We start from the raw sequence: 19,934 nt of genomic DNA on the forward strand, positions 1-19,934 counted from the left end.
TAAAATAGCCTGCTTTCTACGGAAACAAGGCCGTTAGAACCAGTCAAAACGACAAATAAATAACTGAAAGTTAAATAATGAAATTCTGTTTGCGATGGTACGACCGTCTGCCATCGACCAATACTTTTTTAAAGGAACTGCTCGAGGTCGACTCGCAACTCCCTTCAGGAACGGTAGTTGCGACAAGAGAGCAAACCCATGGACGGGGCCGGAGAGGGCGAAGCTGGCTTGCTTCCGCTAACGAAAACCTTACTTTTTCCTTTCTTTTGCTCGGCAGCTGCGAGCCGCAGAAACTGCCTGCCGCCGCAATGGCCGCCGCTGTGGCTGTGGCTGAATTACTGACGCAGGAAGGTATTTCTGCCGACCTGAAGTGGCCGAACGATGTTCTGGTAAACGGACGCAAAATCTGCGGGATTCTCTCTGAAGGAGTGCCCGGTGGAATTATCGTTGGAATCGGGCTCAACGTGAATATGCAGAATGCAGGTCATATCGATCAGCCCGCCACCTCCATGCTGATCGAAAGCGGTTCGCGCCACAGTCTCGACGAGCTGCTTGAAAAGCTGCTTCCGATCCTTTCCGGGCGCCTCGACGAATGGGCGCAGGGCGGCTTTTCCAGGGTTCGGAAAAAATGGGAAGCCCATGTCCCGAACATTGGAAAAATGATATCCGTGCGCGACGGTGACGCTTTTCGTGAAGGACTGCTCGCCGGCTTCGGCGAAAACGGTGAACTGCTTCTTCAGGATCAGTCTGGAACCGTCAGCCCCGTCTGGGCCGGTGATGTGAGCTCATGAAGATTCTACTGATCACTCCACCTCTGCTGCAGCCGAACACGCCGTATGCTGCAACCCCGCTGTTGACGGCGTGGCTTCGTTCGCAGGGGCATGATGCGGTTCAGGCGGACCTGTCGCTGGAACTGCTGCTGAAGCTGTTCTCAAAAGAGGGGCTTTGTGAGCTTTTCCAAAGATTGGAATCGGCTGCGTCGGGGCAACGGTCTGCGGCGACCGGGTTTCTGGAGCAAAGGGCTGCTTATCTCGAAACCATTGAACCGGTTGTTGCATTTCTCCAGGGCAAAAGCGACTCGCTGAATGTCGCTTTGCCGGAAGGACCGAATCTTGCGCGCGCCTACGATCAGGAGGAGCAGCTCCAATGGGATTTTCGCGGGCTGAACGGTGAGGATCGTGCCCGTCATCTATGCAGTCTGTATCTCGATGATATCGCCGAAGCATTTAAACTGGCTGATCCTAACTTCGGTTTTTCCCGCTACGCCGAGTCGCAGTGCGCTGCCGCTGTTGGGTTTAAGGATGTACTGAATGTTGTGACACAGAAGTCAATGTTCAGGGGGAAGCTGGAGTCTCTGGCCGATCGGTATATAGAACAGCACGCCCCGGACCTTGTGGTTCTGACGGTACCCTTTCCCGGGTGTCTGGCAGGAGCGATCATGACTGCCCGGAGGATGAAGCAGATCCAGCCCGAGGTAAACGTGGTTCTCGGCGGGGGGTATGTGAATACTGAACTGAGGGAGCTGGCAGATCCGCAGGTTTTTGATTTTGTGGATTTTGTCTGTCTCGACAGCGGCATGATTCCTCTGCTGCGGCTGGTCAATGGAGAAACCCCGGTGCGCACCTTTGTGCGCGAAGGCGGAGCGGTTCGGTTTTATGAGGATGACGACACTGTTGTTCCGCATGATTCTCTGCCGGCACCCGTTCTGGACGGGCTTCCTTTGAATGACTGTTTCGGACTGTTCGAAGTGCTCAATCCGGTGACACGGTTATGGTCGGATGGACGATGGAACAAGCTGGTTTTAGCCCAGGGTTGCTGCTGGAGCCGCTGTGCGTTTTGCGACACGTCCATCGATTACATTTGCCGGTATGATCCGGCTTCGCCCAAAACCATTTGTGACTGGATGGAAAGCATGATGGCGGAGAGCGGCTCCAACGGGTTCCATTTTGTCGATGAGGCACTGCCGCCGGATTTGCTGGATGGACTTTGCAGTGAGATTCTGAAACGCGGTCTAAATGTGGAGTGGTGGGGCAACATTCGTTTTGAGAAGCGGCTCGGCGAAGAGCTGGTCAGGAAAATGGCGCATGCGGGTTGCATTGCTGTAACCGGAGGTCTGGAAACCTGCAGTGACCGTACGCTCAAGCTGATGAGAAAAGGAATTACCGTCGAAGACGCTTCGCAGGTGCTTCGTAATTTTGCTGATGCCGGCATTTTGACGCACGCCTATCTAATGTACGGCTTTCCAACGCAGACGCGGGATGAGGTTTTTCAGGGGCTGGAAACTGTGCGCGGCTTAATGGAGGAGGGCGCGCTGCACTCGGTCTATTGGCACCGATTCGCCCTGACCGCTCACAGCGAAATGGCCCGCGAACCGGACCGCTTTGAAATTCGCCTGCTTCCGGAAGTGCGCACCGGCTTTGCACGCAACGAGGTTCCGTTTGCCGGGAATTTTGATCACAACCTTGAGGCCGTTGGTGATGCTTTGCGCGCTGCGTCTTACAACTTCAATCTGGGCCTTGGCTTTGATTTGCCGGTTGAGGAGTGGTTCGTGCATTAACACGCGAACCTGTTTGAGTCCATATCATGCAGGTGGTCGTGTTCTACCTTTTATCAGGAGCTGTTTTTTTATTCGGGGAATAACATCAACATGACCAACGTTGAAGTCAGTTAGCCGAACTGTTTCGGTATATTTCCTTTTTTCTTTTGGTTGGAGGCTTGTGTTGATTTTTGCATATCCCTTTTGCAGGGGAGGATTGTGCTTGCTTCCGATGTTGCATGGAATGATCTCTATTAGCATACGCACAGGATCTTCTGACTTATTTTCGGCGGTAAAAGAAACAACACATTTGGAGCCATAAACATGCCACTCCAGATCTTTTACAGTGATAGGGGAGGGACTGAATAATCTATCTAAACCAAGTAATAAGAGACTCGTTGCAACGAGTCCTTTTAATAGGCCTATTGATGATTTTTGTGGCTTATTTTTTATTTGGGACACCGCGGTTGTTTAACGAGAATGGGTGCCTTCGGATGTTGTCAAGGCAATGAGACATCAGGCTCGCCTCAGAACTTCTCCAGCAAGATATCATAGGTGGTGGTCAGCGATTCCGGCACCACATGCCGGTCGCCAATGACGGCCATAAAGTTGGTATCTCCCACCCAGCGCGGAACGATGTGGCGGTGCAGGTGATCTTTCAGCCCGGCGCCGGCCGCGGAGCCCAGGTTGGTTCCGATATTAAATCCTTCCGGCTGCATGGCGTTGCGCAGGGCGGCTATGGCGCGTCGGGTCAGTTCGCACATTTCCAGATCTTCCTCTTGTGTCAGTTCGGAGAAATCCGCGATATGTCGCTGGGGGCAAACCATCAGGTGGCCGCTGGTGTACGGGAATCGGTTCATCACAACTGCACAGGTTTTACTGCGGAAAAGAATCAGATTGTCGCGGTCTGTGTCTTCCTCAAGCATCCTGCAGAGAAAACATTCATTTTCCTTTTCTGCCCGGATGTACTCAATGCGCCAAGGCGCCCATAACGGTCGGTTCGTGTTGCTCATAGATTGGGATTATGATTAAGATATTTCTTCAACGCAAATAAGGAATTTCTTTCGTGGCAATAAAACTGATTCATGGAACCGACGAATACCTGGTGAGTCATCACTCCCGCAAGGCTGTCAACGCTCTCTGCCCAGAGGAAGAACAGACGCTGGGGCTCGAAACAATTGAAGGGGATGTGAAAACCGTCGATGAGGCGGTTTCTGCATTGAAAACGGCGATCGGAGCGTTGCGAACGGTCGGGTTGTTCAGTGGGCAGAAAACCGTCTGGCTTCGTGACGTATCGATTTTCAAGGACAAGGTTATCTCGAAAAACAAAGAGATAAAGGATCTGCTGGCGCAGTTGGCCGAAGATATCAAGAACGGTCTTCCGGATGGTCAGCACCTGATTATCTCAGCTCCTGGAGTCGATCGGCGTTCCGCCTTTTATAAGGCCTGTCAGGCGGGGGCGGACGTAGAGACGTATGATCTGCCGGAACAGGCTTATTTGAAAGAGCCGATTATTCGTGAGCGGGCGCAGAAGCTTTTTGCAAAGGCACAGTGCCGGGTCAGTCCGGCGGCTCTCGATCTTTTTATTGAGAAGGTCGGCATGGATACGCGCCAGCTGGTCATGGAAGCGGAAAAGCTGACGCTGTACATCGGCGATCGCAATGAAATCACGGTTGATGATGTAAAAGCGATTACATCGTCATCCTCCGAGGCTATCGCCTGGGACTTTACCGATGCATTGGGCGAGCGAAAGCTCGATGAGGCCCTGAAAATTCTTCGTCAGCTCATTTTCCAGGGAGAGGCTCCGGTTGCGCTGATGTTTGCCATCGAGACACTGTACCGGAACCTGACGCAGTTCCGGGCCTATTTTGACCAGGGCTGGTTGCGCCTGAGTGGATCGCGCGGCGCGGGATCGGTGCAGTGGGCACATGATCCTGAGATGGACCGTATGTTCATCCAGCTTCCGGCCGATCCTCGTAAAATGCACTGGTTTCGGGTTGGGAAACTCGGGCAGCAGGCGAAGAACTACACTGCAGAAGAACTGCGGGTGTGCCAGAAACGTCTGCTGGAGACTCACGAACAGCTCGTGTCCGGCTCGGTCGCTCAGGAAATGATCCTTGAAATGCTCGTGATCAAGCTGGTCGCAAAAGTTTAATCCTTTATTTGGGAATCCGGGATATGTCGATTGCTGAAAATTTAAAACTGATTGAAGAACGTATTTGCGCTGCATGTGAGAGATCCGGCCGCAGCCGGGGGGATGTAAAGCTGATTGCGGTTTCAAAGTACAAACCGGCGGAGGCTGTCCGGGAGGCGGCCGACGCCGGTCAGATCCTGTTCGGGGAAAACCGGGTTCAGGAAGCACAAACCAAGATTCCGCAGTGCCCGCCGAACCTGCAATGGCACCTGATCGGTCATCTGCAGAGCAATAAAGCGAAAATCGCAGCGTCCGGACTGTTCCGGATGATCCATTCGGTCGATTCTGAAAAACTGCTGCTGGCGCTCGAACAGCATACTGCAATACCGCTGCCGATCCTGATTCAGGTGAATGTTTCAGGCGAAGGATCCAAATCCGGCTGTGCACCCGAAGAGGCCGCCGCCCTGATTGAGGCCGCCAACAACTGCTCGCGGGTTGAAGTCCACGGCTTGATGACGATCCCGCCGTTTACGCCGGATCCCGAAAAAGCGCGCACTCATTTTTCAAACCTTCGGAAACTGCGCGATGAACTGCAGGAGCAGACCGGCACTCCGCTTCCGGAACTGTCGATGGGCATGTCCGGCGATTTTGAAATTGCGATTGAAGAAGGCTCAACGTTTGTGAGAGTGGGAACGGATATTTTTGGAGAACGATCATGAGTATTATGGAATCAAAAGTGGTTTTTGTCGGAGCAGGAAACATGGCTGAAGCGATCGCCGCCGGCATGGTGAGAGCCGAATTCTGCGCAGCGGAAAAAATTGTGATGACGGACATCCGTCCGGAGAGGCTGTCAGGTTTAGAGACGGACCTCGGGGTCAGCACGTCTGCTGACAACAGCGTGGTGAAAAACGCTGAAATCGTTGTGCTGGCAGTGAAACCTCAGATCATGAATGATGTGCTTGAAGATATTGCACCGGTTCTGCGCAAAGAAACGCTGGTGATCAGCATTGCTGCCGGAATCACTGCTGAAAAAATTGAGAGAGCGCTGGGCGAGGGAACCCGGGTGATCCGCGTGATGCCGAACACGCCGGCATTAATCGGGCAGGGCGCATCCGGAATCGCTGCCGGCCGTCTGGCGGACGAGGCGGATCTGGAAGTGGCAGAAACCATTCTGGGATGTGTCGGCGAAACGGTTCGGGTGGATGAAAAAGATCTGGACGCAGTAACCGCCCTGAGCGGCTCCGGCCCTGCCTATGTGTTTTACCTGCTCGAAAGCATGCTGGCTGCTGCTGAAGAAATGGGGCTTGAAAAAGAAACCGCCCGCACGCTGGCGCTGCAAACCGTTGAAGGCGCCGCGCGGCTGATGAAAGACTCCGGCGAAGAGGCTGCGGAACTGCGGGCGAAAGTAACGTCCAAAGGCGGCACCACCTTTGCTGCCATGACCTCCATGGAGGAGTCCGGTGTGAAGCCGGCAATTATCAAGGCGCTTAAAGCCGCGCAAATGCGCTCCAAAGAGCTATCCGGATAAAAAACGGTTCCAAACCCTGGAAAGCTAAAGCTATGGCCTTGACCGGATGGACGAGCTTTGGCTTAATACGCGCTTCTTTCGAGGCCAATGTAGCTCAGCTGGTAGAGCAATTCACTCGTAATGAATAGGTCAGCGGTTCGAATCCGCTCATTGGCTCCATTCTCTTTTCAGTTTCCAAACACAGGGAACTCTGCGCGCACGCCGGGGTCTTCTGCCGTTTTGGAAATCATCGGCAGATCTTCTTCGGCTTTTTCCCACGGATTGAAGGCGAGGGGGCCGTAGCCGTTCCCGAGATCCGGAGCCTGACGCAGCCCCTGATTTAAATAGGTTTTGGCCAGCACAATGCTGTCCAGCGGCTGGCAGCCGAGGGCGCGGGCTGCGGCAATGGCAGAGGAGAGCACACATCCGGTGCCGTGCGAGCTCCGGGTTTCGATTCGGGGGCTGGACAGCCACGCGCGATCGGTTCCGTCGCTCCAGTAGTCGCTGGAGAGCTCAACGTCATGCGAACCGTGCCCGCCTTTAATCAGCACTTCATTCACTCCCAGCGACAGCGCTATGTTTGCCGCTGTTTCAATATCGGACGGGGTTGCGATTTCCATTCCCAGCAGATGTTCCGCTTCGGGAAGGTTTGGCGTAATCAGGTCAATTACAGGAAACAGTTTTTCAGTCACCAGCGGCCATGCTTTGGCTTCCAGCAGAAAGGTTCCGCTGGATGAAATCAGCACCGGATCGCAAACAGTAAAAGGCACGTGGGTGCCGGTCAGGAATCTGGTGACGATTTCAATAGTTTCAACGGTGCCCAGCATGCCGAGTTTAACCGCCACCGGAGGAAGATCGGATTGAAGAGCGTCCAGCTGGGCCTTCAGCATATCGGGTGCGACCCATTCGAGAAGGCCGGTGCCGACGGTGTTTTGTGCCGTGAGGGCGGTAATGACGGAACAGGCATGCACGCCGAGCAGATTCATCACCTTAAGGTCTGCCTGAACACCGGCGCCTCCGCCGGAATCGGATCCGGCTATGGTCCATGCAATGGGTTTTGTCATATTCATTCTCCTTCTCTTGCCCATGCTCATAACCCTATGTCTGGCGGGTTCGCGCCCAAGGTCAGGATTATGATGGTTATTCAGGCTGCACGCCGACGCTGGTTGCCTGACGTTCTTCAAACTGATAGACCGTTTCGCCTTCGTGCACAAATCCGATTTCGTGAGCAATCTTCTGAACAAAATTTCTGTCCGTGCTGAACTTTTCCTGATTCATTCGAAGTTCTTTAATGCGCTCTTTTTCCGCACTGATATCGGCGTCCAGGTCACTTTTGGTTTCCTGATAGTTCTGGAACTGCTGGATTTTCGGCAGGAATGCAAATGCAACCCCGATCAGTGCAAGAAGCACAACCGCCAGGGCCACATATCGATAGACTTTATTCCAGTATTTCTGAGCACTCACAGCGGTGAATATGAAATATGAATGATGAAATATGAAGTATGAAATGGGAAAGATGATCTTCAGATGTGAAAACGCCCTGGAGAATTCTCCAGGGCGCTGATCTTTTCCAATGGTGGAAAACTGTGCGCATCTATGCAATAGAGCTGCTAGTCACCGTAGCGGGCTTCGGTGCCGAGCATTTCTTCGATGCGCAGCAGCTGGTTGTATTTGCTGATGCGGTCGGAGCGGCTTAGGGAACCGGTTTTGATCTGGCCGGCGTTGGTGGCCACGGCGATGTCGGCAATGGTGTTGTCGGAGGTTTCACCGGAGCGGTGGGAAACGACAGCGGTGAAGCCGGCTTTGTGAGCCATTTCAATCGCGTCGAGTGTCTCGGTGAGCGTTCCGATCTGGTTGACCTTGATGAGGATGGAGTTGGCGCTGCCTTCTTTGATTCCGCGTTCGAGGAACTTCACGTTGGTAACGAACAGGTCGTCGCCGACGAGCTGGCATTTGTCGCCGATCAGGTCCGTCAGGACTTTCCATCCGGCCCAGTCTTCTTCATTCATGCCGTCTTCGATGGAGTCGATCGGGTATTTGCCGATAAGTTCTTCGAGGTATTTGGCTTGTTCTTCAGAAGAACGTTTGGCTCCGCTTTCCCCTTCGAATTTTGCGTAGTTGTAAACGCCGTCTTCGTAGAACTCGGAGGAGGCGCAGTCGAGACCGATAGTCACATCTTTGCCCGGCTCGTATCCAGCGTCTTTAATGGCCTGCATGATGGCGTCGAGGGCTTCCTCGGTTCCGCCTGCAAAGTTCGGAGCAAATCCGCCTTCGTCACCGACGGCAGTGGAGAGGCCTTTGCCTTTGATGATGGCTTTGAGCGCGTGGAACACTTCCGCGCCGCAGCGCAGGCCTTCTTTGAAGGACGGGGCGCCAACCGGACGGATCATGAATTCCTGGAAGGCGATCGGAGCATCGGAGTGCGATCCGCCGTTAATGATGTTCATCATCGGAACGGGCAGGGCTTTGGCGTTGGTTCCGCCGATGTAGCGGAAGAGCGGCATGTCGAGTTCAGCGGCGGCGGCGTGCGCGCAAGCCAGGGAGACGCCGAGCATGGCGTTGGCGCCGAGTTCGCTTTTTGTTTCGGTGCCGTCGAGGCCGATCATGAACTGGTCGACGCCGACCTGGTCCATGGCGTCCATGCCGATGATCGCCGGGGCGATTTTTTCGTTTACGTTGGCAACGGCTTTCTGGACGCCTTTGCCGAGGTAGCGGTTTTTGTCGCCGTCGCGCAGTTCAAGCGCTTCGTTGACGCCGGTGGATGCGCCGGACGGAACACCCGCGCGGCCGGCTGCGCCGGACTCGAGGATGACATCGACTTCGATGGTCGGGTTGCCGCGTGAATCAAGAATTTCGCGACCGATTACTTCTATAATAGCTGACATAGGGGTTCCTCCTTTTGATGTTCCCTTCGAAATGAGACGCGACTATACGACCAGAGTTTGATGAGAGCAAGCGGGTCTTTATTAAGATTGCGTATAAATTCGCCGTTTGGGGTCCGCAGGGTTGAACCGCACCCCGAATGTATGGACGATACGCGGCTTTATTTACGAACCAACATGTATTGGAAAATACAAGGAGCTTAACAACGATGGAAACCACATCTGAGATCAAAGAAATGTGTGTCGTTGCCCGCGGTCCGAAAAACGGTCCGGCGCCTATTCCTCAAGAGGGGAAATGGACGAAGGCAACGGAAATTAAAGATATTAACGGATTCACCCACGGTGTGGGTTGGTGTGCACCGCAGCAGGGCGCCTGCAAACTTTCGCTGAATATCAAAGAGGGTGTTATTCAGGAAGCGCTGATCGAAACACTCGGCTGCACCGGCATGACCCATTCTGCTGCGATGGCTGGTGAAATCCTTACCGGAAAAACCATCCTCGAAGCGCTGAACACCGACCTCGTTTGCGACGCCATCAACGTGGCAATGCGCGAACTCTTCCTGCAGATCGTTTACGGACGTTCCCAGTCGGCCTTCTCCGAAGGCGGCCTGCCGATCGGCGCCGGCCTCGAAGACCTTGGCAAAGGCTTGCGCTCTGTCACCGGAACCATCTTCGGAACCGTTGAAAAAGGCGTTCGCTACCTCGAAACCGCTGAAGGGTACATCACCAAGCTCGGTCTCGACGAAGACGACCAGGTCATTGGCTATGCGTTTGTTCACCTCGGCAAGATGATGGAGTTCATCGCCAAGGGCGAAAGCGCTGACGAAGCCCTTAAAAAAGCATCCGGCACCTACGGACGTTTCGCCGATGCTGTAAAACAGATTGACCCGCGCCACAAATAAGGAGGATCGAACCATGGCATTATTTGAAGGATATGAAAGACGGATTGGCCAGATCACTCCGGTGCTCGAAAAGTACGGAATTGGATCGGTCGAAGAATGCGCTGAAATCTGCAAAGAAAAAGGCGTCGATGTATACGAAGTTGTAAAAGAAATTCAGCCGATTGCATTCGAAAACGCAATGTGGGCCTACACCGTTGGTGCTGCAATTGCCATCAAGAAAGGTCAGACCGCTGCTGCCGATATCGCTGAAACCCTCGGCGAAGGTCTGCAGGCATTCTGCATCCCGGGATCAGTTGCTGACGACCGCAAAGTCGGTATCGGTCACGGAAACCTGGCTTCCATGCTGCTGAAAGAAGAAACCAAATGCTTCGCACTGCTCGCAGGTCACGAATCTTTCGCTGCTGCGGAAGGCGCACTCGGCATCTGCCGCTACGCCAACAAAGCCCGCAAAGAGCCGTTGCGCGTGATCCTCAACGGTCTCGGCAAAGACGCTGCGTTCATCATCAGCCGCATCAACGGCTTCACGCATGTCGCCACCGAATTCGACTACGCCACCGGCGAAGTCAAAGTCGTTGCTGAAAAAGCTTACTCCAAAGGTGAACGCGCTGACGTCCGCTGCTATGGCGCTGACGACGTTCGCGAAGGGGTTGCCATCATGCATAAAGAAGGCGTTGATGTTTCCATCACCGGAAACTCCACCAACCCGACCCGCTTCCAGCACCCGGTTGCCGGTACCTACAAAAAAGAATGCGTTGAACTGGGTAAACCGTACTTCTCCGTCGCCTCCGGCGGTGGAACCGGCCGTACGCTGCACCCCGACAACATGGGGGCAGGTCCTGCCTCTTACGGCATGACCGACACCATGGGACGCATGCATTCCTCCGCGCAGTTCGCAGGATCTTCCTCCGTACCTGCCCACGTGGAAATGATGGGACTCATCGGTATGGGCAACAACCCGATGGTTGGTGCTTCTGTGGCGGTGGCTGTTGCCATCTCTCAGGCTATGTAAAGCAACGCAGTTGCTTTTCAGAAAACCGTTCCGGCTCGCCGGGGCGGTTTTTTTTGTGCTTGGTAGAGTTCTCGCAAAGCCGCCAAGTTCCCGGACGTAGACGCGATGTCTTCATCGGTCTTCCAAATCTTGGAAGCTGTAGATGCGACCGGGGGCGCGCTTTATGTGATTTTTAGACCGATTCAGATTTAGAGTAGTATGCTGTTTTGTTGATCCAATTCTTTTAATCATTGTTTTTATTACGCATATTGAGCTGCTTGTTTTTAAGAGTGATGCCTGAGAGCGTTGTGCAGAGAACGAGTTGAAGGGGAATAGCTGTTTCTATGAAAAATGTTGGTCTGTTTTTTTGTTCACCTTTCAAGGGGTTAGTGATCCTGTTTCTGGGATGTAATATGTCTGCTGTCTGGGCTGAAACCATCAGTCAGGATGAGGCCCTTGAGTATGGTCGCAACTGGCTGGGTCTTCAGGCTGATTCTTTAAGCAGCAATTCTGTTTCCGTGGCGGCAAGTGCTGAACCCGATATCGTGATTGTGACTTACACCCTGAAGGATTCCTCCGGAACTCCAACTGTATATGTACTGGATGCCGCATCGCAGGGATTTCTGATTCTTTCCGCGGATGATCGGGTCCAGCCTGTGCTGGGCTACGGAGATAAGCTGCCGGAAAACTCAGAAATCCCTCCTAATGTGAAGTATTGGCTGCAGAGCATGAGTGCGCAGATCGAAGTCGTACGGGCGTCGGCTGGCACATCCGTTCATTCCGGCTGGTCGGATCCGACGGTTTCTCGGGTCGCTGCCGTTGCCGCTACCGATGCTTCCTCTGGAGATATCGGGCCTCTTCTGCAGACTGCCTGGCATCAAGGAGATTTCTATAACGCATACTGTCCTGCGGATCCGGATGCAACAACCGGGAATGGCTTAACGTGGGCAGGGTGTGTTGCCACTGCAATGGCGCAAGTGATGCGGTATTATGAATATCCCTTCCGCGGTCGCTATTCATTTGCCTATGAAGATGAGCGCTACGGAACTCAATCTGAGAATTTCGGTCAGCACATTTATAACTGGACCAATATGCCTAATCAGCTCACTGCCACAAATCTGGATGTCTGCCGCCTGATCCGGGACTGTGGCGTTGCTGTTAAAATGATTTATGGGCCGGATAGCTCCGGTAGTTATACTAGAAGTGTTCTTGACGCCATGGCTCTGTATTTCGGGTATTCAATCCATGCGAACATGGTGGTTCGGATGGCGTCTGGAGAGGAGTCGGAATCATGGAAAACAATGCTTTTGAACGAACTTATAGCGGCTCGTCCCGTTTTTTATGCTGGGAAACAGCCCGATAATCAGTCAGGGCATGCTTTTGTTTGCGACGGATATCGCGCTTCCGATGATACCTTTCATTTTAATTGGGGTTGGCGTGGCTATTACAACGGATATTATTCTGTCAATGATCTTTCACCCAGTTCCGTTGATTACAACGGAAGACAGTATATGCTGTTAGGACTGCAGCCCCAAAGTCCTATGCCGAATGTTTTGCTGCTTTCAAGGAACGGAGCCGGAACGTGGGAACGAGTCGTTGATGCAAATGAGGACGGCATCAAATTAAAGGATAATGCCGTTGAGCCGTCCTCAGACTATTTTATTGAAATCGTCAGTTCGGGCGGCTCTCACTCCGATTGGTTGATCAGTTCAGAGCTGTATATTCCGCCAGGCACGCACGCCTCTCTGGAATTTGATTATCTGGCTTACATGGGGCCTTCATCTCTCCGGGTGTTTGTATCCACCCATGCCGGAAACTCTGTTGATCTGTTCACTAATCAGGTTGCGGAGCGGGTTGAGTCTTCCGGAATGGCCGCGCCCGACCATTGTTCGGTGTCCTTGAATGACTACGCAGGGCAGACGCTCCGTATCGGCGTCGAAGTGTATGAAACCTCTGCTTATACAATCATGGACAACTTTGCTGTATATTCCACGGTTCCGGTTACGGTTGTCGGGGCGGGCCATGGAACGGTTCGGCCGGACGACGTTGTGGAAATTCCCTACCTGCATGATGGTCAGTTTGATGTCGAAGCGGATCCGTATTACCACATTGCCTCTATCGTAACCAACGGACAGAAATGGGCGGACGACTCAATTCTTTCCGGTATACCCCAGACCAATCTGGTATGGAGCCAGTTAACCACGGCCTCGACGATGACGGTATGTTTTGCGGAAAATACGGCTCCGGCAGGAACGCCGGAGTGGTGGCTGGCCGAGCATGGTTTGACCAATGATGCCGTTGCTGTGGAAGAGTCAAACGATCAGGACGGGGACGGCTTTTCGGCATGCGATGAATTTATTGCCGGCACTGTTCCCACCGATCCGCAATCACGGTTCTATGCGTCTTCCTGTACGTCAGTTGCCGGGGGACAGTGGGAGCTGACCTGGCCCAGCGTAAGCGGTCGGGTTTATTCCGTTGAATGGACTCCCAGTCTTAGTGATCAGGATTTTTCAGTATTGGCCACCAATATCATCGCTTCGCCGCCGATCAACTCCGTGACGCTGCCTGCCGCAGAACGCAATGTGTTTTATCGACTCACTGTTGGACGACAATAATTATTCGGACTATGGGGCCTACCGGGCAGAAAAGTCTGCTGCCGTTCTGTGCCTGTCCTTTTGATTCGCTTTTATTTATGTTCATTCGTGGTAAAAAACCGCTATTTTGGTTTTTTTATGAAAACGACGATTTATCTGATACGGCACGGGCAGACGGAGTGGAATGTGGAGCGCCGCATGCAGGGGCGAGCCGATTCGCCGCTGACTCTGCAGGGCGTTGAGGCGGCCGAACGGCTCGCACCGAAAATTCCACCGGTCAGCGCGGTTTATTCATCCCCAAGCGGGCGGACGATGCAGACGGCCCGTATTTTGTTTGGAAGCCGCGAAGTTGTTGTGTGCGACGACCGGCTGCTGGAAATCAATCTAGGCGACTGGGAAGGGAGGCTGCAGGCGGATCTGGATCTTGAAGATCCGGAACAGCATCCCAACTTCTGGAAGGCGCCGCATCTGTTCAAGAAGGAGGGGGCGGAAACCTTTTCCGATGTCGCGGGGCGCGCTGCTGGATTTCTTGATGAGATTTCTGGGCGGCACGCCGGGCAGTCCGTGGCGGTTGTTTCGCACACGACGGTGATCCGCTCAATGCTCTTTTCCGTTGAGCCGCGCGACCTGTCGGGATTCTGGAGGCCGCCGGCGGTTTATCCGGCCAGCATCAGCGAGGTCGTGATTGTCGACGGCGTTTCCCGCATCGTCCGCTTCGGATGCACCGCTCATCATGAGCACAGCCATTGCGGAGCCTACTAGACAGTTTGTCTCCGAAAAATAGAGACATTTGACTCGGACGAGGTAAAACAGGGGGCGTTTTACCGATCTGGAGAAGAACCATGCTTGTTTCCCCGCGCAGCCCGCTTGAGTACAGTTTCCGCAGCGAACGCCCCGTACGCACGCTTTTCAGCCTTTTGCGCCGCAAACGGCTGTATTATGTGGTGACGGTGCTGATGCTGATTCTGAAGCATTCGCCGATGTGGATTATTCCGTTTCTGACTGCGCGGGTGATCAATACATTGGCCGACCCGAAGCTTTATCCGGTTTCTCAGCTGCCGTTTTACTTTGGAGCTGTTGTGATATTGACGGTTCAGAATGTTCCGTCGCACACCATTTATATCTCCATGCTCAGCGGCGCGGTCCGCGATTTGGAGCGAACTCTGCGCAGCGCTCTGGTAACACGACTGCAGCATTTGTCGATTGCTTTCCATGACCGCTCAGAAACAGGGCGGCTGCAGGCTAAAGTGCTGCGGGATGTGGAGCAGATTCAGATGTTCTGTATGCTGGTGGGCGAGGGCGGCATGGTGGCGGTTCTGTCATTCCTGTTTGCGGTGACGGTGACTGCAGTGCGTGAGCCGCGCATGCTGCTGTTCTTTCTGCTGATGGTGCCGCTGGTGGCGTTGATGCGGACTCTGTTCGGCCGGAAAATTCAGCAGCGCAACAGTGCGTTTCGCCAGCAGGTGGAACAGATGTCCTCCGGCGTGAGCGAAATGCTTAATATGATTCCGGTCGTGCGTGCGCATGGCTTGGAAGGCGAAGCATCCCGCGAAATGAACCGCCAGTTTGAGGAGGTTAACCAGCGCGGGCGCAAACTGGACCAGATCAATGCGCTGTTCGGTGCTTCGTCATGGGTTACCTTTCAGCTTTCAATGATCGTCGGCCTGTCTGTCTTGAGCTGGTTCTGCCTGAAAGGATGGATTCCGGTCGGGGATGTTGTTTTGTATCAGTCGCTGTTCAGTATGATTATCATGTGTGTCACTCAGATGCTGACGATTTACCCGCAGCTGGCTAAAGGGCTGGAATCCGTGCGCTCTCTGGGCGAGGTTCTGGAGTACCCCGACCTCGAACACAACCGCGGGCGGCGAAAAGTGGATAGGCTTCGCGGCGAAGTTGCGTTTCGTGATGTGCTGTTCAGCTACGAGGAGGGAAAAGCGCCGGCCATTAACCGGGTTTCGCTCGATGTGACGCCCGGCGAGTGCATTGCTCTGGTTGGGCCGAGCGGTGGCGGTAAATCAACAATGATGCAGCTGCTGATCGGGTTCCGACGGCCTCAGGATGGACAGATTCTGATCGACGGGCAGAATATGGAAGAGCTCGATATGCGCACCGTTCGCCGTTTTATTTCCGTGGTACCGCAGGAAACCATTCTGTTTTCCGGAACGATTCTGGAAAACATTGTGTACGGGCTGTCCGATGTAAGTATGGATCAGGTGAATGAGGTGCTTGCCGCCGCCAACCTGAGTGAGCTTGTGGAGAGCCTCCCTGAAGGCATTCAGACCCGGATCGGAGAAGACGGTGCGATGCTTTCCGGCGGTCAGCGCCAGCGCATTGCCATTGCCCGCGCACTGATTCGCAATCCGCAGATTCTGGTGCTGGACGAAGCGACGTCGGCGCTCGATGTGGTTTCTGAAAAGAAAGTGCAGGAAGCCATTGATCGCGCGGTGCAGAACCGCACCACCTTTATTGTGGCGCATCGTCTTTCAACCGTCCGCGCAGCCGACCGCATCGTGGTGATGAAAGACGGTCGGGTGGCGGAAGTCGGTTCGTATGACGAGCTGATGGCGCGCGATGGTGTCTTCCGGGAAATGCAGTCGCTTCAGCAGTAAGCCCGATCAATGTGCATGGTCGTGCGCCATGGCATCATGACCGATATACAAATGCTCAAATTCTGAGATCAGGGTGCGCAGCTTGGCGACATGCGCCTGATCAACCGTCTGCTTGGCTTTCATGCACTCAATCATGATCGCGTGCAAAGTCTTCAGCTTGGCATCATATTGTGCTGCGTCCGGTTTAATGCGCTGAGCCATGAAATAGTAGGTCACAATTTCTGTCAGCTGGTCTGCATGCAGTTCCTTGTTGTTCACCCAGCGGGTCAGCTGATTGATGTTCTGCGCGGAATCCGGTTTCAGGGCTGCGATTTCCTTCATCGATTTTTCGATGGTGGTGACATGCTCCTTCATTTCTGTAATTCGCGCGGCATCGTCGTAGATGCCGCAGGGAATTTGGCAGTGGGCGGCGGCTGTTGCGGCCAGCAGGGCAGACAGGGACAGGAATGTGAGTAACTTCTTCATCATGTTTCCTCCTTATGGAGAAACACTTTAACCCTTTCCTTTGCGCTGTAAAGATAAGTTTTTCACTCTTATATAGAAAAAAACTGTACGCAGGAGGGCGCGGGAACGGAAATTTCGCTGCCGGTAAAATCCAGTTTTCCGGTTTCGGGATCGATACGGAAGACAACCACATTATCGCTGTGCATGTTCGCGGCGATCAGAAAGCGGCCGGAGGGATCGATGTTAAAGTGGCGCGGATGTTTTCCGCGCGTCGATTCATGACCGAGTGCAGTCAGTTTGCCGCTTTCCGGATCCACCGCGAAGATTGCGAGGCTTTCGTGTCCTCGGTTCCCGACATATAGAAAGCGTCCATCCGGAGTAATCTGGACTTCGGAAACGGTGTTGTCGCCGGCAAAATTCCCGGGGAGTGTTGTGCAGGTCTGGATTTCGGTGAGCGTTCCGTCGCTGTATTCATAGGCGGAAACGGTTCCGTTGAGTTCCATGCTGACGTACGCAAATTGTCCGTTGGGATGAAACACCAGGTGGCGCGGGCCGGCACCGGGAGCGGTTGGGGTTTCTCCGAACAATGTCAGATCACCGTCATCAAAACGGTACGACAGAATCTGGTCGATCCCCAGATCCGCAGCCAGTGCGAATTTTCCGTCCGGGGAACCATTGAACGAGTGCGTGTGCGCTTTTTCCTGTCGCTTCGGATTCGGGCCGGAGCCGCTGTGTTCGCGGACCGCGGTCGGTTCGCCGATTTCAAAGTTTTCAAGGATTGGAAGCGTTGCGCAGCAGGCTCCGCGATAGTCGGCAGCCAGCAGAAACCGGCTGTCGGGCGAGAGTGAAATGTGGCAGGGACCGCCGGTTCCGACTGCCTGAGTGTTCAGATCCGTCAATATTCCGGACGGTTCTTCAATGCGGTAGGAGCTGACAAAATGGCTGGTGCCGCCTGTAAAACTGCCGGCGGCATCCGTGGCATACAGGTATTGACCGTCGGGATGGATTACCACAAAGCCGGGGCGGATGGAGTCGCTGACATGCACCGGCTCCTCCAGTTTTCCGGTTTTTGCATCGAACAGAGCCATGTAGATGCCGCGCTGAGCACCTTTCGCCTGCGTTCCGAAATAGACGCGGAAGAGGTCGGAAGAAGACGCGTTGGCAATCATGCCGGCGGCGAGGACGGAAGCGCAGGAAGAGTTTGTTTTCATGCGGGCAATCTAGCAGATTGTTTTCGGGGTTCCAAACCTTGGAAAACAATTGCTAGAGTCTCGGTATGCAGTGGCCGGAAAATATTCAGAAAAAACTGAGGGAACTTCCCGACGAGCCGGGCGTTTATCTGATGCGCGGGCGCGAAGGGGCCATCATTTATGTCGGCAAAGCGGCATCGCTGCGCAAACGGGTTCAGAGTTATTTTCGTGAAAGCACATTTCGGCGTGCCGATCCCAAAATCCGAGGGCTGATCAAGTCGATCAAGGATTTCGATATCCTGGTGGTGAAAAGCGAGGCGGAGGCTTTGCTGACCGAAGGAAAGCTGATCAAGGAATACAAGCCGCGCTACAACTCCTTTTTCAAGGACGACAAGCGCTTCCCGATGCTGCGCATTGATCTGCACAAGCCGTTTCCACTGTTTGGAATCTGCCGGATCGACAAAAAGGACGGCGCGCATTATTTCGGTCCGTACGCCTCGGCGGCGGCCGCGCGAGCGGCGCTGGAGTTTGTCGAAAAGCGTTTCGGGATCCGGCAATGCCGCCCGACGGTTCCGGATGCCGACACCTATAAACACTGCAATAACGACATTATTCGTCATTGTTCAGCGCCATGCGTCGGCAAAGTGACGCCGGAAGAATATCGTGAGCGCGTTGAAACGGCCTGCGCTTTTCTGCGCGGCGAGCGGCCGGAGTTCATCAAGGAAATTCGTTCGCAGATGGAAGAGGCGGCGGCGGAGCATAAATTTGAAGAAGCCGCTGCTCTGCGCGATATGATGCTTCTGCTGCACCGTGCGATAAAGGAACGGGCGCTGGTGCGTAAAAGCGACAAAATGCGCGCCGATGACGCGCAGGCCGGGCTCGAAGAACTCGCGCGGGAACTGCAGCTCCCAAAGCCGCCGCGTGTGATCGAGTGTTTTGATATTTCCAATATTTCCGGAACCTATGCGGTGGCCAGTATGGTCGCGGCGGTCGACGGCGTGCCGACGCCGCAGCGCTACCGCCGTTTTCGCATCAAAACCGTGGAAGGCAGTGACGATCCGCGCATGATGGCGGAAGCCGTCGGTCGCAGATACAGCCGCCTTCAAAAAGAGGGCGCGGCGTTCCCGGATCTGCTGATTGTGGACGGCGGCATTACGCAGCTGCGCGCCGCGCGTGCGGTTCTGAAAGAACTGGGCGTCGATTTGCCGTCGGTCGGGCTGGCCAAGCAGTTCGAAGAACTGGTGCGGGACGAAAAACCGACCGTGCGGCTTCCCAAAGACTCTCCGGCGCGCGCGATCGTCACCGGTTTGCGCGACGAGGCGCACCGCTTTGCCATTTCCTATCATCGCGAACTGCGAAACAAGCGGATTCGTGAGTCCGCTCTCGATGAAATTCCTGGCATTGGGAAAAAGACCAAAGAGCGGATTTTGGCGCATTTCGGCTCGTTCGCACGCCTGCGTCGTGCTTCACTCGAAGACCTTCAGAATGCGCCGGGAATCGGCCCTAAAACTGCACAACTGATTAAGGATACATTGGAGGCATCATGAAAAATTTTACAGAAATCGACGTGCTGAAACTGAATGAAAGTCCGTTTCGGATGATCGGCAAGGAGTGGATGCTGGTTACGGCCGGAAGCATGGCGCAGTGGAACACCATGACCGCCAGCTGGGGCGCGATGGGAGAGCTGTGGTTTAAACCGGTTGTGTTTACTTTTTTCCGCCCGCAGCGTTACACGCTGGAATTTGTCGAGCTCGAAGAGTTTTTCACGCTGTCGTTCTTTGATGAAAAACACCGGACGGCTCTCAATTTCTGCGGTTCCAATTCCGGGCGTGACTGCGATAAAGCGGAAAAAACCGGACTGACGCCGGTTTCGACGCCAAACGGCTCTGTGGCTTTTGGGGAAGCCCGCCTGGTGCTGGAATGCCGCAAGATGTATTTTCAGGACCTCGACCCGTCCCATTTCCTGGATCCTGAAATCAGCAAGTGCTATCCCAAAGAGGACTACCACCGCATGTTCGTCGGCGAAGTGATGACTGCCCTGCAGCACACCTGATTTTTCCAGCCATTAAGAGCCTGAAAAATCTGTCAGGCCGTGATTTCCAAACATTGGAAAAAATGGCATAAACTCCTTTTCCAATGGTTGGGAAA

The 19,934-nt window shown here is 54.0% G+C and carries 19 protein-coding genes and 1 tRNA gene; 13 read left to right on the forward strand and 7 right to left on the reverse strand.

Going from position 1 to position 19,934, the window contains the following annotated elements:
- The first annotated feature begins 77 nt into the window (after nt 1–77).
- Complete coding sequence (locus GT409_RS13445; protein ID WP_160629577.1) at nt 78–791, forward strand: biotin--[acetyl-CoA-carboxylase] ligase; 714 nt, start codon at nt 78–80, stop codon at nt 789–791.
- Nucleotides 788–2,557, forward strand: coding sequence for a B12-binding domain-containing radical SAM protein (locus tag GT409_RS13450; protein ID WP_160629578.1), 1,770 nt, complete (start codon nt 788–790; stop codon nt 2,555–2,557). The genes GT409_RS13445 and GT409_RS13450 overlap by 4 nt, the downstream gene beginning before the upstream one ends.
- Nucleotides 2,558–2,581: 24 nt before the next feature.
- On the opposite strand, the gene GT409_RS13455 is transcribed toward GT409_RS13450, so the two are convergent.
- Nucleotides 2,582–2,998 carry a hypothetical protein gene (locus GT409_RS13455; protein ID WP_160629579.1) on the reverse strand — a complete coding sequence of 139 codons (417 nt, stop codon included), beginning with the start codon at nt 2,996–2,998 and terminating at the stop codon, nt 2,582–2,584.
- Nucleotides 2,999–3,063: 65 nt separating this feature from the next.
- A complete protein-coding gene (locus GT409_RS13460) occupies nt 3,064–3,549 on the reverse strand; it encodes an HIT family protein (protein ID WP_160629580.1) in 486 nt (161 codons plus the stop codon).
- A gap of 53 nt (nt 3,550–3,602) precedes the next feature.
- Between GT409_RS13460 and holA the strand changes: the two genes are divergently transcribed.
- The 4 genes from holA to GT409_RS13480 all read left to right on the forward strand — a co-directional run bounded on the left by holA (nt 3,603) and on the right by GT409_RS13480 (nt 6,357).
- On the forward strand, nt 3,603–4,691 hold the full coding sequence (holA, locus tag GT409_RS13465; protein WP_160629581.1) for a DNA polymerase III subunit delta: 1,089 nt from the start codon (nt 3,603–3,605) through the stop codon (nt 4,689–4,691).
- A gap of 23 nt (nt 4,692–4,714) precedes the next feature.
- The gene (locus GT409_RS13470; RefSeq protein ID WP_160629582.1) at nt 4,715–5,389 is read left to right on the forward strand and encodes a YggS family pyridoxal phosphate-dependent enzyme; all 675 of its coding nucleotides are present in this window, start codon (nt 4,715–4,717) and stop codon (nt 5,387–5,389) included.
- Nucleotides 5,386–6,198, forward strand: coding sequence for a pyrroline-5-carboxylate reductase (gene proC, locus GT409_RS13475; RefSeq protein WP_233231564.1), 813 nt, complete (start codon nt 5,386–5,388; stop codon nt 6,196–6,198). The genes GT409_RS13470 and proC overlap by 4 nt, the downstream gene beginning before the upstream one ends.
- A gap of 83 nt (nt 6,199–6,281) precedes the next feature.
- A tRNA-Thr gene (locus GT409_RS13480) sits at nt 6,282–6,357 on the forward strand.
- Nucleotides 6,358–6,365: 8 nt separating this feature from the next.
- Here the strand turns inward: GT409_RS13480 and thiD are convergent.
- The 3 genes from thiD to eno form a co-directional block, all read right to left on the reverse strand.
- Entirely contained in the window at nt 6,366–7,241 is an 876-nt protein-coding gene (thiD, locus tag GT409_RS13485; RefSeq protein ID WP_160629583.1) for a bifunctional hydroxymethylpyrimidine kinase/phosphomethylpyrimidine kinase, read from the reverse strand.
- 76 nt (nt 7,242–7,317) lie between these two features.
- Nucleotides 7,318–7,641 (reverse strand): septum formation initiator family protein, encoded by a 324-nt coding sequence (locus GT409_RS13490; RefSeq protein ID WP_160629584.1) that lies wholly within the window; start codon nt 7,639–7,641, stop codon nt 7,318–7,320.
- Nucleotides 7,642–7,787: 146 nt separating this feature from the next.
- Nucleotides 7,788–9,062 (reverse strand): phosphopyruvate hydratase, encoded by a 1,275-nt coding sequence (eno, locus tag GT409_RS13495; RefSeq protein ID WP_160629585.1) that lies wholly within the window; start codon nt 9,060–9,062, stop codon nt 7,788–7,790.
- A 206-nt stretch (nt 9,063–9,268) separates the two neighbouring features.
- Between eno and GT409_RS13500 the strand changes: the two genes are divergently transcribed.
- The 5 genes from GT409_RS13500 to GT409_RS13520 all read left to right on the forward strand — a co-directional run bounded on the left by GT409_RS13500 (nt 9,269) and on the right by GT409_RS13520 (nt 16,152).
- Complete coding sequence (locus GT409_RS13500; RefSeq protein ID WP_160629586.1) at nt 9,269–9,961, forward strand: iron-sulfur cluster assembly scaffold protein; 693 nt, start codon at nt 9,269–9,271, stop codon at nt 9,959–9,961.
- Nucleotides 9,962–9,974: 13 nt separating this feature from the next.
- Nucleotides 9,975–10,970: a GGGtGRT protein gene (locus GT409_RS13505; protein ID WP_160629587.1), complete on the forward strand. Its 996-nt coding sequence runs from the start codon at nt 9,975–9,977 to the stop codon at nt 10,968–10,970.
- Nucleotides 10,971–11,362: 392 nt separating this feature from the next.
- Complete coding sequence (locus GT409_RS13510) at nt 11,363–13,564, forward strand: C10 family peptidase (protein WP_160629588.1); 2,202 nt, start codon at nt 11,363–11,365, stop codon at nt 13,562–13,564.
- 117 nt (nt 13,565–13,681) lie between these two features.
- Nucleotides 13,682–14,305, forward strand: coding sequence for a histidine phosphatase family protein (locus GT409_RS13515; RefSeq protein ID WP_160629589.1), 624 nt, complete (start codon nt 13,682–13,684; stop codon nt 14,303–14,305).
- Nucleotides 14,306–14,385: 80 nt separating this feature from the next.
- Nucleotides 14,386–16,152 carry an ABC transporter ATP-binding protein gene (locus tag GT409_RS13520; RefSeq protein ID WP_160629590.1) on the forward strand — a complete coding sequence of 589 codons (1,767 nt, stop codon included), beginning with the start codon at nt 14,386–14,388 and terminating at the stop codon, nt 16,150–16,152.
- Between the two features lie 6 nt (nt 16,153–16,158).
- On the opposite strand, the gene GT409_RS13525 is transcribed toward GT409_RS13520, so the two are convergent.
- Nucleotides 16,159–16,620 carry a superoxide dismutase, Ni gene (locus tag GT409_RS13525; protein WP_233231565.1) on the reverse strand — a complete coding sequence of 154 codons (462 nt, stop codon included), beginning with the start codon at nt 16,618–16,620 and terminating at the stop codon, nt 16,159–16,161.
- A 65-nt stretch (nt 16,621–16,685) separates the two neighbouring features.
- Nucleotides 16,686–17,807, reverse strand: coding sequence for a lactonase family protein (locus GT409_RS13530; RefSeq protein WP_160629591.1), 1,122 nt, complete (start codon nt 17,805–17,807; stop codon nt 16,686–16,688).
- A 65-nt stretch (nt 17,808–17,872) separates the two neighbouring features.
- On the opposite strand from GT409_RS13530, the gene GT409_RS13535 reads away from it, so the two are divergent.
- Nucleotides 17,873–19,333, forward strand: a complete 1,461-nt coding sequence (locus tag GT409_RS13535; protein ID WP_160629592.1) for an excinuclease ABC subunit UvrC — start codon at nt 17,873–17,875, stop codon at nt 19,331–19,333.
- Nucleotides 19,330–19,839, forward strand: coding sequence for a flavin reductase (locus GT409_RS13540; protein ID WP_160629593.1), 510 nt, complete (start codon nt 19,330–19,332; stop codon nt 19,837–19,839). Before GT409_RS13535 ends, GT409_RS13540 begins: the two co-directional genes overlap by 4 nt.
- Nucleotides 19,840–19,934 lie beyond the last annotated feature (95 nt).

Origin of the sequence: Tichowtungia aerotolerans (assembly GCF_009905215.1) — a bacterium.
GTDB classification, from domain to species: Bacteria; Verrucomicrobiota; Kiritimatiellia; order Kiritimatiellales; family Tichowtungiaceae; genus Tichowtungia; species Tichowtungia aerotolerans.

Coding starts and splice junctions, on each gene's coding strand:
- GT409_RS13445 (WP_160629577.1), top strand. CDS start 78: ATGAAATTCTGTTTGCGATGGTACGACCGTCTGCCATCGACCAATACT.
- GT409_RS13450 (WP_160629578.1), top strand. CDS start 788: ATGAAGATTCTACTGATCACTCCACCTCTGCTGCAGCCGAACACGCCG.
- GT409_RS13460 (WP_160629580.1), bottom strand. CDS start 3,549: ATGAGCAACACGAACCGACCGTTATGGGCGCCTTGGCGCATTGAGTAC.
- GT409_RS13470 (WP_160629582.1), top strand. CDS start 4,715: ATGTCGATTGCTGAAAATTTAAAACTGATTGAAGAACGTATTTGCGCT.
- proC (WP_233231564.1), top strand. CDS start 5,386: ATGAGTATTATGGAATCAAAAGTGGTTTTTGTCGGAGCAGGAAACATG.
- thiD (WP_160629583.1), bottom strand. CDS start 7,241: ATGACAAAACCCATTGCATGGACCATAGCCGGATCCGATTCCGGCGGA.
- eno (WP_160629585.1), bottom strand. CDS start 9,062: ATGTCAGCTATTATAGAAGTAATCGGTCGCGAAATTCTTGATTCACGC.
- GT409_RS13500 (WP_160629586.1), top strand. CDS start 9,269: ATGGAAACCACATCTGAGATCAAAGAAATGTGTGTCGTTGCCCGCGGT.
- GT409_RS13505 (WP_160629587.1), top strand. CDS start 9,975: ATGGCATTATTTGAAGGATATGAAAGACGGATTGGCCAGATCACTCCG.
- GT409_RS13510 (WP_160629588.1), top strand. CDS start 11,363: ATGTCTGCTGTCTGGGCTGAAACCATCAGTCAGGATGAGGCCCTTGAG.
- GT409_RS13515 (WP_160629589.1), top strand. CDS start 13,682: ATGAAAACGACGATTTATCTGATACGGCACGGGCAGACGGAGTGGAAT.
- GT409_RS13520 (WP_160629590.1), top strand. CDS start 14,386: ATGCTTGTTTCCCCGCGCAGCCCGCTTGAGTACAGTTTCCGCAGCGAA.
- GT409_RS13525 (WP_233231565.1), bottom strand. CDS start 16,620: ATGATGAAGAAGTTACTCACATTCCTGTCCCTGTCTGCCCTGCTGGCC.
- GT409_RS13530 (WP_160629591.1), bottom strand. CDS start 17,807: ATGAAAACAAACTCTTCCTGCGCTTCCGTCCTCGCCGCCGGCATGATT.
- GT409_RS13535 (WP_160629592.1), top strand. CDS start 17,873: ATGCAGTGGCCGGAAAATATTCAGAAAAAACTGAGGGAACTTCCCGAC.
- GT409_RS13540 (WP_160629593.1), top strand. CDS start 19,330: ATGAAAAATTTTACAGAAATCGACGTGCTGAAACTGAATGAAAGTCCG.